General features: G+C 66.7%; 11 protein-coding genes. 5 read left to right on the top strand and 6 right to left on the bottom strand.

What is annotated here, in order from left to right:
• The 3 genes from QX108_RS04310 to tyrS all read right to left on the bottom strand — a co-directional run bounded on the left by QX108_RS04310 (position 1) and on the right by tyrS (position 4,404).
• On the bottom strand, positions 1-1,698 hold the full coding sequence (locus QX108_RS04310) for a methyl-accepting chemotaxis protein (protein ID WP_315779479.1): 1,698 nt from the start codon (positions 1,696-1,698) through the stop codon (positions 1-3).
• Between the two features lie 136 nt (positions 1,699-1,834).
• Complete coding sequence (locus QX108_RS04305) at positions 1,835-3,094, bottom strand: MFS transporter (protein WP_315778587.1); 1,260 nt, start codon at positions 3,092-3,094, stop codon at positions 1,835-1,837.
• 56 nt (positions 3,095-3,150) lie between these two features.
• Complete coding sequence (gene tyrS, locus QX108_RS04300; protein ID WP_315778589.1) at positions 3,151-4,404, bottom strand: tyrosine--tRNA ligase; 1,254 nt, start codon at positions 4,402-4,404, stop codon at positions 3,151-3,153.
• Positions 4,405-4,600: 196 nt separating this feature from the next.
• On the opposite strand from tyrS, the gene QX108_RS04295 reads away from it, so the two are divergent.
• Positions 4,601-5,704: an anhydro-N-acetylmuramic acid kinase gene (locus QX108_RS04295; protein ID WP_315778591.1), complete on the top strand. Its 1,104-nt coding sequence runs from the start codon at positions 4,601-4,603 to the stop codon at positions 5,702-5,704.
• A gap of 81 nt (positions 5,705-5,785) precedes the next feature.
• Positions 5,786-6,463: a glutathione S-transferase family protein gene (locus QX108_RS04290; RefSeq protein ID WP_315778593.1), complete on the top strand. Its 678-nt coding sequence runs from the start codon at positions 5,786-5,788 to the stop codon at positions 6,461-6,463.
• Between the two features lie 30 nt (positions 6,464-6,493).
• Here QX108_RS04290 and QX108_RS04285 read toward each other — a convergent pair whose 3' ends face one another.
• Both QX108_RS04285 and styA read right to left on the bottom strand, forming a co-directional pair.
• Positions 6,494-7,021 (bottom strand): flavin reductase family protein, encoded by a 528-nt coding sequence (locus tag QX108_RS04285; RefSeq protein ID WP_315778595.1) that lies wholly within the window; start codon positions 7,019-7,021, stop codon positions 6,494-6,496.
• A 21-nt stretch (positions 7,022-7,042) separates the two neighbouring features.
• The gene (gene styA, locus QX108_RS04280) at positions 7,043-8,290 is read right to left on the bottom strand and encodes a styrene monooxygenase subunit StyA (RefSeq protein ID WP_172183041.1); all 1,248 of its coding nucleotides are present in this window, start codon (positions 8,288-8,290) and stop codon (positions 7,043-7,045) included.
• Positions 8,291-8,387: 97 nt separating this feature from the next.
• On the opposite strand from styA, the gene QX108_RS04275 reads away from it, so the two are divergent.
• Both QX108_RS04275 and QX108_RS04270 read left to right on the top strand, forming a co-directional pair.
• Positions 8,388-9,293, top strand: coding sequence for a LysR family transcriptional regulator (locus tag QX108_RS04275; protein ID WP_315778597.1), 906 nt, complete (start codon positions 8,388-8,390; stop codon positions 9,291-9,293).
• Positions 9,294-9,388: 95 nt separating this feature from the next.
• Positions 9,389-10,129 carry a metallophosphoesterase family protein gene (locus QX108_RS04270; RefSeq protein WP_315720282.1) on the top strand — a complete coding sequence of 247 codons (741 nt, stop codon included), beginning with the start codon at positions 9,389-9,391 and terminating at the stop codon, positions 10,127-10,129.
• A 3-nt stretch (positions 10,130-10,132) separates the two neighbouring features.
• On the opposite strand, the gene QX108_RS04265 is transcribed toward QX108_RS04270, so the two are convergent.
• Entirely contained in the window at positions 10,133-10,729 is a 597-nt protein-coding gene (locus tag QX108_RS04265) for a TetR/AcrR family transcriptional regulator (protein WP_315778600.1), read from the bottom strand.
• A 113-nt stretch (positions 10,730-10,842) separates the two neighbouring features.
• Between QX108_RS04265 and QX108_RS04260 the strand changes: the two genes are divergently transcribed.
• The gene (locus tag QX108_RS04260; RefSeq protein WP_315778601.1) at positions 10,843-11,658 is read left to right on the top strand and encodes an amidohydrolase family protein; all 816 of its coding nucleotides are present in this window, start codon (positions 10,843-10,845) and stop codon (positions 11,656-11,658) included.
• The last annotated feature ends 426 nt before the right edge of the window (positions 11,659-12,084 follow it).

Raw genomic sequence — 12,084 nt, 5'->3', positions numbered from 1 at the left:
TCAGGCCGCTCTGACGCCCGCAAGGAAGGTGTCGACCTCGCGGGAGAGTTGCTCGGCCTGCTTGGAGAGATTGCCGGCGGCGATCAGGACGTGGCCGGCGGCGCTCCCGGTCTCATGGGCCGCGGTCGAGACGCCGCCGATGTTGGCGGTGACGTCGCGGGTGGCCTGCGCCGTCTGGGTGACGTTGCGCGCGATCTCCGCGGTGGCCGTTCCCTGTTCCTCGATCGCCGATCCGATCGTGGCGGCGATCGCCGACACCTCCTCGATGGTCAGGGTGATGCCGTCGAGCGCACCGACCGCTTCCCGCGTCGCGTTCTGGATCTGGGCGATGCGGTCGCCGATCTCCTGCGTGGCCTGCGCCGTCTGGCTGGCCAGGCTCTTCACCTCCGCCGCGACCACGGCAAAGCCGCGTCCGGCTTCGCCGGCGCGGGCGGCCTCGATCGTGGCGTTGAGCGCCAGCAGGTTGGTCTGGCCGGCGATGCTCGAGATCAACTCGGCGACGTGCTCGATCTGCTTGGCGCCGTCGGCCAGGGCGCGGACGATCCCATCGGTATGGCGCGCGCTTTCGACGGCGCGTCCGGTGACCTCGGCGGATTGGGCAACCTGACGACTGATCTCCGTGATCGACGAGGTCAATTCCTCGGCGGCGGTGGCGACCGTCTGAACACGCGAGCTCGCTTCCGTCGCGGCGGAGTTCACGGCGGTGGCGCGCGCATTGGTGCTCTCGGCGGTGCCGGTCATCGACTTCGCCGTCGCCTCGAGCTCTCCGGCACCCGAGGCCATCAGCGCAACGAGCTGACCGACGGAGGCGTCGAAGCGGTCCGCCATCGCAACCAGCGCCGCGCGCTTTTCCGCTTCGCTGTGCTGCTTGGTGGCTGCCTGTTCCTGCTCCAGCGTGCGCGCGGTGATCGCCGTCCTGCGCAGCACCTCCAAGGTCTCGGCCATGCGACCGATCTCGTCGCCGCGCTCCGTCTCGGCCACCGGCTGCTCGAGCCGGCCGCCGGCGATGTCCTGCATCCGGTCCTTCAGCCGGTGCAGCCCGCCGACCACGTTGTGCGAGATCATGAAGGACAGGATGCCGAGCAGCACGAGCAGCGCCGCGCCGATCCCGGCGAGCCGGATCAGCAGGGCATAGACGTCCGCCTCGATGTCTTCGACATAGAGCCCGTAGCTCATGACGATGTTCCATGGCGCGAAGGCGCGGACGAAGACCACCTTCCGAAGCGGCTCGGTCTGGCCAGGCCGCGGATAGAGATAGGATGTCGTGCTGCCTTCAGGTTTCTGCTGCGCAGCCTTGATCTGCGCATCGGCGATCAGCACGCCATTGGCGTCCTTGGTGCCGAGAATCTTGCCCTCGAGCTTTTCATTGGCAGCGTTCAACAGCAGCGCCGAGTCGGCGGCGTTGTAGGCGATCGGATAGCCCTGGCCGTTGTTGAACGTCATTCGCCGCGCGAGGTAGCGGAACTTGTTCTTGGCCTCGTCAACCGATAGTTTTCCTGCCGCGACCTCGGTCTGCAGCGTCTCGGCGAGACCGTAGATGAGGTCCACCGCCGTGTGCATCTGGGTGATGCGGTCTTCCAGCATGCGCTCCCGGCTGAGCCAGCCTGCGACGGCGACGATGGCGATGACCGTCGCGATGGCCAGGATCACCATGCTTGCAAGCTTGGTGCGGAACTTCATGTGGCTGAGCAATGTCACGGCATCCTCATCGTTCTTGTTGTCCGAACAACTACCACCAAGCTGCTTACTAATCATGAATGCGTGATCGTTCGGCGATGTCCACTATGTGGACGGACAAGCTCGTGAGGTTCCTCCGGAACGCTGCCGATTGCAGCTACGTGCGAAGTGCGGGGACGACAAGGAACGGAATCATCCCGATCACGACGCTGATCAGCGCCAAGACAATGACCGCGTCATAACCGTGCGTGAGGTCGTGGATCACGCCGCCGCTCCATGAGCCGAGCGCGGAGCCGAGTCCGCTGCCGATCGTGATGGTGCCATAGATCGTCCCCAGCCGCTTGCCGCGGAAGATCTTCATCGCCGTGGCTGACAACAGCGGCCCGCGCGAGCCGATCATGCTGCCGAAGCAGACGACGAAGCCGGTGAGCAGAAAGATGTTTGGCCAGAATTGCAGCGCCCACAGCATCAGGATGCCCGCGATCGACACCGCGTAGGAGAACAGCACCGACGGCCTGCGTCCGATCAGGCCGTCGAGCGTGGAGACGCCGAGCATGCCGAACAGCAGCACGACGCCTGAGAAGCCCCAGGCGGTCGCGGCCTGCAGCGGCGCAAAGCCGGCATCGATCAGATAGGCAACGACCTGCGGCGCGATCGCATACATGCCGACGGCGGTGAAGAAGAAGGTTGCAAACAGAGCCCAGAAGGCGTGGTGACGCAGCGCGCGTGACAAGGTCCAGACATCATCAGCGAGCTCGTCGGCCACCGACCTCGTGATGTGAGGCGCGCCGGCAGCAAACAGCCGCCATGGTAGCAGCGCCAGCGGCACCAGCAGGATGAACACGACGGCGCCGAACAGTTGATAGGCGCTGCGCCAGCCGATGGCCTCGATCAGGAGCTGTGAGCCCGGCAGCAGGATCAGCACGCCGGCGCCGGTCGCCGAATAGATCACCGCCATCGCTGTCGGCAGCTTCTTGCCGAACCAGCGCCCCAGCAGGATCGAGTTGGGCACGTTGCCGATCAGCGCGATGCCGATGCCGACGCACAGGCCGATGCTGAGCTGGAACTGCCACAGCGCCTGCGCATGCGCGGCCGCCGTGAAGGCTGACCCCAGCAGCAGCAGGCCAAGCGCAAAGACGGCGCGTGGTCCGGAATGATCGAACAGCCGCCCGATCAACGGCGCCGCGAGGCCGCCGGCGAGCGCCGTCAGCGAATAGATCGAGACGATCTCAGAGCGGTCCCAGCCAAAACCGTCGGAGATCGGCTTGAGAAAGACGGTGAAGCTCTCGCCGAGCCCGCGCCCGAGCACGGACAGCGCAAAGCACAGGCCGAGCACGACGAACGCCATGCGCCCAGCCTTGGGCGGGGCAAGCGTTTCCTCGGACTGCGCAGGCTCTGGCGGCGCGCTGATGGTCATGCCCGCCAGGGAGCGCCTTTCGGCATTCCCTGACAAGCGGGCAAAACCGAATGCGGCTATGCAGGCTTGACCAGCACGTGCCGCTTCTTGCCGAGCGACAGCTTGATCACGCCCTCGCTGGTCAGCTCTGTCGCCGTCAGCGCCATCTTCTCGTCGGTGACGGCGACGTCGTTGACGCGCAGGCCGCCGCCCTTGATCTGGCGCCGCGCCTCGCCATTGGAGGCGACGAGGCCGGCCTTGACGAAGGCGTTGAGCACGCCGAGGCCGGCGTCGAGCTCGGCCTTGGTGACCTCGACGGTCGGCAGGTTCTCGGCGATCGCGCCTTCCTCGAAGGTGCGGCGCGCGGTCTCGGCCGCGGTGCGCGCGGCTTCCTCGCCGTGCAGCAGAGTGGTTGCCGCGTCGGCCAGCGCCTTCTTGGCCTCGTTGATCTCCGCGCCCTGCAGCGCGCCGAGCTTCTCGATCTCGGACAGCGGCAGCGTCGTGAACAGCTTGAGGAACTTGACGACGTCGGCGTCCTCGGTGTTGCGCCAGTACTGCCAGAAATCATACGGGCTGCACTGGTCGGCGTTGAGCCAGATCGCGCCCTGCGCGGTCTTGCCCATCTTGGCGCCGGAGGCGGTGGTGAGCAGCGGCGTGGTCAGCGCGAACAGCTGCTCGGTGCCCATGCGGCGGCCGAGTTCGACGCCGTTGACGATGTTGCCCCACTGGTCGGAGCCGCCCATCTGCAGCCGGCAGCCGGTGCGGCGCGACAGCTCGACGAAGTCGTAGGCCTGGCAGACCATGTAGTTGAACTCGATGAAGCTCATCTCCTGCTCGCGCTCGAGCCGGAGCTTCACCGAATCCATCGTCAGCATGCGGTTGACCGAGAAGTGCCGGCCGATGTCGCGCAGCATCTCGATCCACTTGAGCTGGGTCAGCCATTCGGCGTTGTCGAGCATGATGGCATCCGTCGCGCCGTCGCCGTAGCGCAGCACCTTGGCGAACACGCCGCGGATCGAGGCCTTGTTGGCCTCGATCTCCTCGACCGTGCGCATCGCCCGCGTCTCGTCCTTGCCGGAGGGGTCGCCGACCATCGTGGTGCCGCCGCCCATCAGGGTGATCGGCTTGTTCCCGGTCTGCTGCAGCCAGTACAGCATCATCATGGTCAGGAAGTTGCCGATGTGCAGCGAGCGTGCGGTGCAGTCATAGCCGACATAGGCGGTCGCCTGGCCCTTGGCGGCGAGGGCATCCAGGCCCTCGAAATCCGAGCACTGATGAATGAACCCGCGGCTCTGCAGCACGTTCAGGAAATCAGACTTGAAGCCAGTCATTGTCGGCGACTCTGAGCATTTGTTTACGGTATTGGCCGCTTGTCGCGGCCCGGCGCGGGACAGCGGCTGCCGCCGGTCCAGGCGTTGTGGCATTATAGGACGCGCCGGGCTTGTACAAGGTCATGTGCAAGGCGCCGGCGGGACCTCAAATCAGCCGCACTTCCAGGCGAGGCCAGGATTTTCGGGTTCGACTGCAATGATTCTGACCGCACTTGGCCTCATGAGTGGCACCTCGCTCGACGGGGTGGACGTGGCCATGATCGAGACCGACGGGCGGCAGATCAAGGCGCTCGGCCCGTCGGGGTACCGAGCCTACACGGCCGCCGAGCGGAGCCTGCTGCGCGAGGCGCTCGCGGATGCGGTGCAGATCGAGCGGCGCGAGGCGCGGCCCGGCCGGGTGCGTGACGCGGAGCAGGTGGTGACGGCTGCGCATGCCGAGGCGATCGCGGCCTTCCTCGCCCAGAACCGGCTCATGCCGGAGGACATCGACATCATCGGCTTTCATGGCCAGACCGTGCTGCACCGCCCCGAGCGCCGCCTGACCGTGCAGGTCGGCGACGCGGCTGCCCTCGCCAAGGCCGTCCACATCCCGGTGATGCATGATTTCCGCGCCGCGGACGTCGATTTCGGCGGGCAGGGCGCGCCGCTGGTGCCGGTCTATCACCGTGCCCTGGCGCAGTCGCTGTCCCGCCCGGGGCCGATCGCCGTCGTCAATATCGGCGGCGTCTCCAACATCACCTATATCGACGGCGACGACGTGCTGATCGCCTGCGACACCGGTCCGGGCAATGCGCTGCTCGACGACTTCATGCACCGCACGACCGGCCAGGCGTTCGACCAGGATGGCCGCGTGGCCGAGCAGGGCACCCCGGACGAGGCGTGGATTGCCAGCGCGCTGGCGCTGCCGTTCTTCGCGCTGCCGCCGCCGAAATCGCTCGATCGCAACGACTTCGCCGCCCTGCGGCTGGGCGACGCGTCGCCGGCCGATGGGGCGGCGACCTTGACCGCGTTCACAGCCGCGGCCATCGCCCGCATCGCTCCCCTCTTGCCGAAGCCGCCGGCGAGCTGGATCGTCTGTGGCGGCGGCGCCCGCAACCACACCATGATGCGGATGTTGCGCCAGCGCGTGGCGCCGGCGAGCGTCGAATCGGCGGATGCGCTCGGCTGGTCGGCGGACGCGATCGAGGCCCAGGCGTTCGGTTTCCTCGCCGTGCGCGGCATGAAGGGCCTGCCGCTGAGCTATCCCACCACCACGGGCGTGCCATTCCCGATGACCGGAGGGGTGATCGCGCGGCCCTGATCGATGCATCTGCATTCACCTTGACAGCTTCATGCGTCTGCATCTAGTTTAATGCATCTGCATTGAACTGCCGAGGATGTCATGGCGCCCGTCCTGAAGCTGATCAGCCACAAGCTCTGCCCCTATGTGCAACGCGCGGTGATCGCGCTGACCGAGAAGGGCACGGAATTCGAGCGGATCGACATCGATCTCGCCGACAAGCCCGACTGGTTCCTGAAGCTCTCGCCGCTCGGCAAGGTGCCGGTGCTGGTGGTGCCGACGCCGCAAGGCGAGGTGGCGCTGTTCGAGAGCAACGTGATCTGCGAGTACATCGAGGACACCCAGACCGGCGCCAGGCTGCATCCGGAGGACGCGCTCGCCCGCGCGCAGCACCGCGCCTGGATGGAGTTCGGATCGGCGATCCTTGGCGATCTCTGGGGCCTGGAGACGACGCAGGATGCCGCGGTGTTCGCCGCCAAGCGCGAGGCGCTGACGGCGAAGTTCGCCCGCGTCGAAGACGCGTTGGGCGAGGGGCCGTATTTCGCCGGCGCGCGCTTCAGCCTGGTCGACGCCGTGTTCGCACCGATCTTCCGCTACTTCGATGTGTTCGATGCCTATGGCGATCTCGGCATCTTTGCTTCGACGCCCAAGAGTCGTGCGTGGCGCGGTCAGCTCGCGCGGCGCCCCAGTGTGAGGACCGCGGTCAGCGCCGATTATCCGGATCTGCTTCGCGCGTTCCTTGCGCGGCATGATGCACATCTGTTGAAGCAGGCGGCGTAGCCGTTCCGCCGTGCGGCAAGGGCGCGACGCTCACAGCGTCCATCCCTCCGCCGGATAGGCCAGTGCTTCGCTTGCTCCGATCTCCGCACCCAGTCCGTTGCGGAAGCAGCTGGCGTAGAAGGCCAGCGGCAGGCCGTCCTGGTGCCGGCACCAGCGCACTTCGCCGATGAACAGCGTGTGGTCGGCGATCTCGACGGCATTGACCACCTCGCAGCCGAATTGCGCGATGGCCTGCGGCAGCAGGAAGAAACCGCCGCTTTCATCCAAGGCGGGCGCGCCTTGTGGCAGTGGCGCCCCTGCGAAATGCCGGCCTATCGCGACATCACTTGCCGCGAGCACGTTGACCGCGTAGCGGCCGGACGTGCTCACCGCCTGCCAGGTGCGGCCGCGCTTCAGCGACACCAGCACCGTCGGCGGCTGCATCGACACCGTGGTGAAGCTGTTGGCGGTCATGCCGACCGGCGCACCGTCGGGATCGCTGCTCGTCACGACGGTCACTCCGGTGGAGAACCGCGAGGCGGCTGCGCGAAAACTGGCGGGGTCGGCATGATGGCTCATGTCAGCTGCTCCGCTGCGATGTCACGCTGCGAGCGGCGTTCGCTCGTCGATCCAGGCATGAATGCGCCGGTCGCTCGCGAGCCGGTCCCATTGCCGTTCCGGATAGTTGAAATTGTCGGTGAACTCGTCGCAGAGCGCGCGGTTCTGCGCCATCGTGAAGATCAGCCGGCCCATCGCCTCCGACGGCGGCTGCAGCATCAGATTGGTCCAGCGCGCCGCCGCGAGCACCCGGTTCTCGCGGGCGCGATCGACCGTCTCGACGAAGCGGTCGTCGAACGCGACGGCGTCGACGATCGCCTTTCCGAGCTCGAACGCCGCATAGGAGGCCATGTTGGCGCCCTGGCCCATCATCGGATCGACCACCGAATGCACGTCGCCGAGCGCGAGCGCGATCTTGCCGTCGTCGAAGCTGACCGAGGAGCGCCGCACCGTCGGCACCACCGCGCCCTGCAGCAGGTCCAGCGGTTGCAGGTCGAAGCGGTGCGTATCGATCTTGTTGTAGGTGTGCGGATGGTGCTTCTCGAGCTTGTCCAGCATCGTCTGCCGGAACGCTGTGGGATCGGCATCGTAGTTGAGCGACACGAGATCGGCCATGTCGCCGCCGGGAATGTTCTCCATCAGCAGCGCCGTCTTCATGCCGCCGAATGTCAGCGTCGGAATCACGATCATCTCGCCATGCCCGGGCGAGACCGACAGCGTCACGCCGCGCGGATCGTCGCCGTCCGGGCTGCCGTGATCGACGCCATCATAGAGGCCGACGCAGAGCAGGCGCTGCGGCTGGTTGTAGGGCGACAGCTCCGGCCGGTGGCTGAACATCCGCCCGAGCGCACCCTTGCCGGTCGACACCACCAGCAGATCGAACCGTGCCACCAGCGCCGGAATGTCGTCGTCCTGGATGCTGGCATATTCGATGGAGCCGCCGCGATCCTCGAAATCCTTCATCAGCGCCGGCAAATAGATCCGGTAGTCGACCGCGCGGCTCGGCTGCTTGAACGCGCCGCGAAAGAGCAGGGGGCTGCCCGGGAAATTGAAGAAGTGATCGTGGTGGTGATAGACGAATTCGGGATCGTCCCAATGGTTGACGCCGAGCTCGGTCTCGCGCGCCACCGTGATGCCGTGGTGCGCCACGGTGTTCATCAGCCGCGTTGCAGCATACTGCTCCGGCTCGCGGTCGGTCAGGACGGTGGCCTGGATGCCGTGCTTCTGCAGATAGAGCGCGAGATGCAGTCCGCCGATGCCGGCGCCGACGATGCCAATCGACTTCTCCATGGGTCTCCCTCCGTTTGATTTTTTTGAGAGGCTAGACCAGTCCTCCCGATCACGTATACGGAATGGCAAGAATAAAACTCATTCCGGGGAGGAATGGATGGACCGTATCGACGCGTTGCAGACCTTCATCCGGGTCATGGAGGCCGGCAGCTTCACCCAGGCCGCGGCCGATCTCGGCCTGGGGCAGCCCGCGATCACCAAGCGCATCGCGCTCCTGGAGGAGCAGTTCGGCTGCCGGCTGTTCGTCCGCACCACGCGCAAGCTGCGTCCCACGCCCGAGGCCGATCGGGTGCTGAAGCTCGCCAAGGACATCGTCACCTTGTTCGAGAGCGCCGGCGTGCCGTCGCCGAAACGGGTCGGGGCGCCCTCCGGCACGTTGCGGATGACGGTGCCGACCTCGTTCGGCCGCTATTTCTTCGCCGACATCTTCGCCGAATACGGCCGCCGCTATCCCGAGGTGCGGCTCGACATCCGCTTCACCGAGCAGTTCGTCGACCTCGTCGAGACCGGCACCGAGCTCGCCATCCGCATCGGCGTGCTCTCATCCAGCTCGCTGGTGGCGCGCCGCGTCGGCACCGTGAAGCGGCTGCTGGTCGCGGCGCCATCGCTACTCTCACGTCATCGCGCGCCCAGGCTGCCGAACGATCTGCGCCAGCTGCCCTGCGTGACCTATTCGCGGCTGTCGCCGAAGAACGAATGGAGCTTCGAGTCCGAGACCGGCCGCCACGTTGTCGGAATCACGCCCTCGCTCACCTGCGACGACGCCGACATCATGACGCTGGCCGCGCTCGAAGGCCTCGGCGCCGCCGTGCTGCCCGACTGGTGCGCCGTCGGTTACATCGCTTCCGGCAAGCTGATCCATCTGCTGCCCGACTACGACGTCCCCTCGCTGCCGCTGCACGTCGTCTATCCCGACCCGCAATGGATGTCCCACCGGGCGCGATTGTTTCGCGATCTGATCATCGAGCGTGCCGATGTGTTCGCGATCGGCGCAATGCAGTGAGGGATTGACCCATCTATCAAGAAAGCAGCAATGACGAGGATGCTAAAGTTCGCTGCTGACGAACCGTTCAAACTGCGTGACGAAGGAGACGATCGATGCGGCTGGCTGTAATATCCGATGTGCACGGCAATCTGCCGGCGCTGGAGGCGGTGCTCGCGGATATCGGGACGCGCGGCGTCGATGCCACCGTCAATCTCGGCGACTGCGTCACCAGCCCGCTGTGGCCGCGCGAGACGTTCGAGCTGCTGCAGTCGCTGGCCCTTCCCACCGTGCGCGGCAATCACGACCGCTGGATCGAGGAATTTTCCGACCAGAAGCTGTCTCCCGCCGGCCGCTTCGCGCGCGCCGCGCTGACCGCCGAGCAGCGCCGTATGCTGCACGCGCTGCCGCCGCGGCTCGCGCTGGAGCAGGGCATCCTTGCAGTGCACGGCACACCCGACAATGACAGCGCGCTGCTGCTTGAGGAGGTGCTCGATGACGGCCGCTACGTCGCGGCACGCCGCGACGTGCTGGCCGCGCGCCTCGTCGACCTCGGCGGCGCCACGCTCGTGCTGTGCGGCCACAGCCACCGCCAGGCGATGGTGCAGGTGCCGCGCGGGCCTCTTGTCGTCAATCCCGGCAGCGTCGGCTGTCCCGTGTTCGGCGACATCCCGATCGCGGCGCAACTCGAATATCGCTCCCCGCATGCGCGCTACGCCGTGCTGACCGAGCGTCGCGGCCATTGGCAGGCCGAGCTGCTGGCGCTCGCCTATGACTGGGATCACGCCGCCGCGCGCGCTACGCAGAACGGCTTTCCGAACTGGGCCGGCGCCTACGCCTCCGGCGCGGTGATCTGATCGTCAATCGTTCTTCGCCGCGCCGGTCACCACGGCGCGAACGGCGCAGGCGATCAGGTCCGGCAGATGGACGTCCGGCTTGCCGCGGCTGCGGCCGGCCAGCCAGGCCCGGCAGAACAGCTGCGCCGGCCCGATGATCTGGCTGATCAGGACCTCCGGAGCCAGCGCGACCAGCGTGCCGCGCGCCAGGTTCGGCTCGTACCAGCGCGCAAGTCCTGCACGGAACCGCGCGTTGCTGGCGGCCTGGGCGTCACGGATCGCCGCCGCATGGGCGCCTGCCGCATGCACGAACATGAAGCGGGCCTGCGCGCGGTGGTCGATGACGAAGCGCAGATGCGCCGTCACCAGCGCGGCGACGCCGTCCCGGGCCGGGAGCTCGCCGGCCAGCGCCCCGACCAGCGCGTCATGATAGGCGTCGAGCGCCGCCAGGAACACCGCGCCGGCGACCGCCTCCTTCGAGGGAAAGGCGTGAAAGAAGCTGCCATTGGAGACACCGGCGCGCTCGCAGATCGCGGCGATGGTCGCGGCCTCGGTGCCGCTGTGGTCGAACTCCGCCAGCGCGGCGTCGATGATCCGCTCCCGGCTGGTCTTGCGCATCATCGGCTCACCGCTCCTCTTTCCGGGCGTCGATCCCCGGTTTGACAACATAACGCGCCACGCTCTAGAGTATTGCTCTAGAGTATAACTCTAACACTGCTTTGGGGAGGCCCGTCATGTCACGGATCATCGATGCCTGGATGCAGCATCCGACCGCGCGCCATTCGGCCGATCCGATGTTCGCCTCGCTGCGGCGCTGGACGGCGAAGACGCCGCGTCCGGAGGTCATCACGGAGGAGATGACGATCGCGGCGATGGACGAGGGCGGGGTGGCCGTCGGCCTCGCCTCGGCGTGGTGCGCGCCGCATGGCTGGATGATTTCCAACGACGAGGTCGCGTCTGTCACGGCGAGTCATCCCGGCCGCATCGTCGGCATCGCCAGCACCGATCTGGCCCGCCCGATGGAGGCGGTGCGCGAGCTCCGGCGCGCGGTCCGCACGCTCGGCTTCAAGGGCCTGCGCGTGCTGCCCTGGCTGTGGGGCGTGCCGCCGACCGACCGCCGGTTCTATCCGCTGTTCGCCGAATGCATCGAGCTTGGGATTCCGTTCTGCACCCAGGTCGGTCACACCGGGCCGCTGCGGCCGTCGGAGACCGGCCGGCCGATTCCCTATATCGACGAGGTGGCGCTGGATTTTCCCGAGCTCGTCATCGTCGCCGGGCACATCGGCTATCCCTGGACGCAGGAGATGATCGCGGTCGCCACCAAGCACGCGAACGTCTACATCGACACGTCCGCCTACACGGTGAAGCGCTATCCGCCGGAGATCGTGCAGTACATGAAGACGAACGGCCGGCGGAAGGTGCTGTTCGGTACGAACTATCCGATGATCACGCCGGCCAAGGCGCTCGAAGGGCTCGAGGAACTCGGGCTCGATGCCGAGGCGCGCGAGCTGTTTCTCGGCGGCAATGCCGCGCGGGTGTTCAAGCTCTGATCGTTGCCAAACTTGCGCGCCGCTCGCGGCCGTCGGGCAAATCAATGTGCGCGGTGAGGCTTGTTTGTTCGCGTCAAACCGTGGCGCGGGGGCAAAAATCCTCTGCGCGCAAGAACTAATTTTAGCAGTCCCGTCAAGCCGATCGGTCCGACCAGTGGCGCGGCTGAACATTTTGGTGTTTCTTTTTATCAGAAATCGTGCTTCATTCAGGCCGTCCCGCCCCGGCACGAGGGGCGTATCGCGATCGTCACGACACGCGAGGCGGGATGCGATGGGCGCTTGGAGCTGCAGCATGGCTGATGCCGTGCGGACGAACGGCTCCGGCGCACGCCGAAATCGCATGGTCCTGGTCTCCCGACGCTGAGGCCACGCCGGTGGTGACGATGATCCGCCGGTCACGGGGGCAAGACAGCCGGTCCCCGGGGA

Origin of the sequence: Bradyrhizobium sp. SZCCHNR1002, assembly GCF_032381435.1 — a bacterium.
Lineage (GTDB): Bacteria > Pseudomonadota > Alphaproteobacteria > Rhizobiales > Xanthobacteraceae > Bradyrhizobium > Bradyrhizobium aeschynomenes.
The sequence above is the reverse complement of the archived record's forward strand: the minus strand, read 5'-3'. Positions and strand labels throughout refer to the sequence as shown.

Excerpts from the sequence above, each read along its gene's own strand:
- QX108_RS04285 (WP_315778595.1), bottom strand. The coding sequence starts at position 7,021 with ATGAGCCATCATGCCGACCCCGCCAGTTTTCGCGCAGCCGCCTCGCGG.
- styA (WP_172183041.1), bottom strand. The coding sequence starts at position 8,290 with ATGGAGAAGTCGATTGGCATCGTCGGCGCCGGCATCGGCGGACTGCAT.
- QX108_RS04260 (WP_315778601.1), top strand. The coding sequence starts at position 10,843 with ATGTCACGGATCATCGATGCCTGGATGCAGCATCCGACCGCGCGCCAT.
- QX108_RS04265 (WP_315778600.1), bottom strand. The coding sequence starts at position 10,729 with ATGATGCGCAAGACCAGCCGGGAGCGGATCATCGACGCCGCGCTGGCG.
- QX108_RS04275 (WP_315778597.1), top strand. The coding sequence starts at position 8,388 with ATGGACCGTATCGACGCGTTGCAGACCTTCATCCGGGTCATGGAGGCC.
- QX108_RS04270 (WP_315720282.1), top strand. The coding sequence starts at position 9,389 with ATGCGGCTGGCTGTAATATCCGATGTGCACGGCAATCTGCCGGCGCTG.
- QX108_RS04305 (WP_315778587.1), bottom strand. The coding sequence starts at position 3,094 with ATGACCATCAGCGCGCCGCCAGAGCCTGCGCAGTCCGAGGAAACGCTT.
- QX108_RS04290 (WP_315778593.1), top strand. The coding sequence starts at position 5,786 with ATGGCGCCCGTCCTGAAGCTGATCAGCCACAAGCTCTGCCCCTATGTG.
- tyrS (WP_315778589.1), bottom strand. The coding sequence starts at position 4,404 with ATGACTGGCTTCAAGTCTGATTTCCTGAACGTGCTGCAGAGCCGCGGG.
- QX108_RS04295 (WP_315778591.1), top strand. The coding sequence starts at position 4,601 with ATGATTCTGACCGCACTTGGCCTCATGAGTGGCACCTCGCTCGACGGG.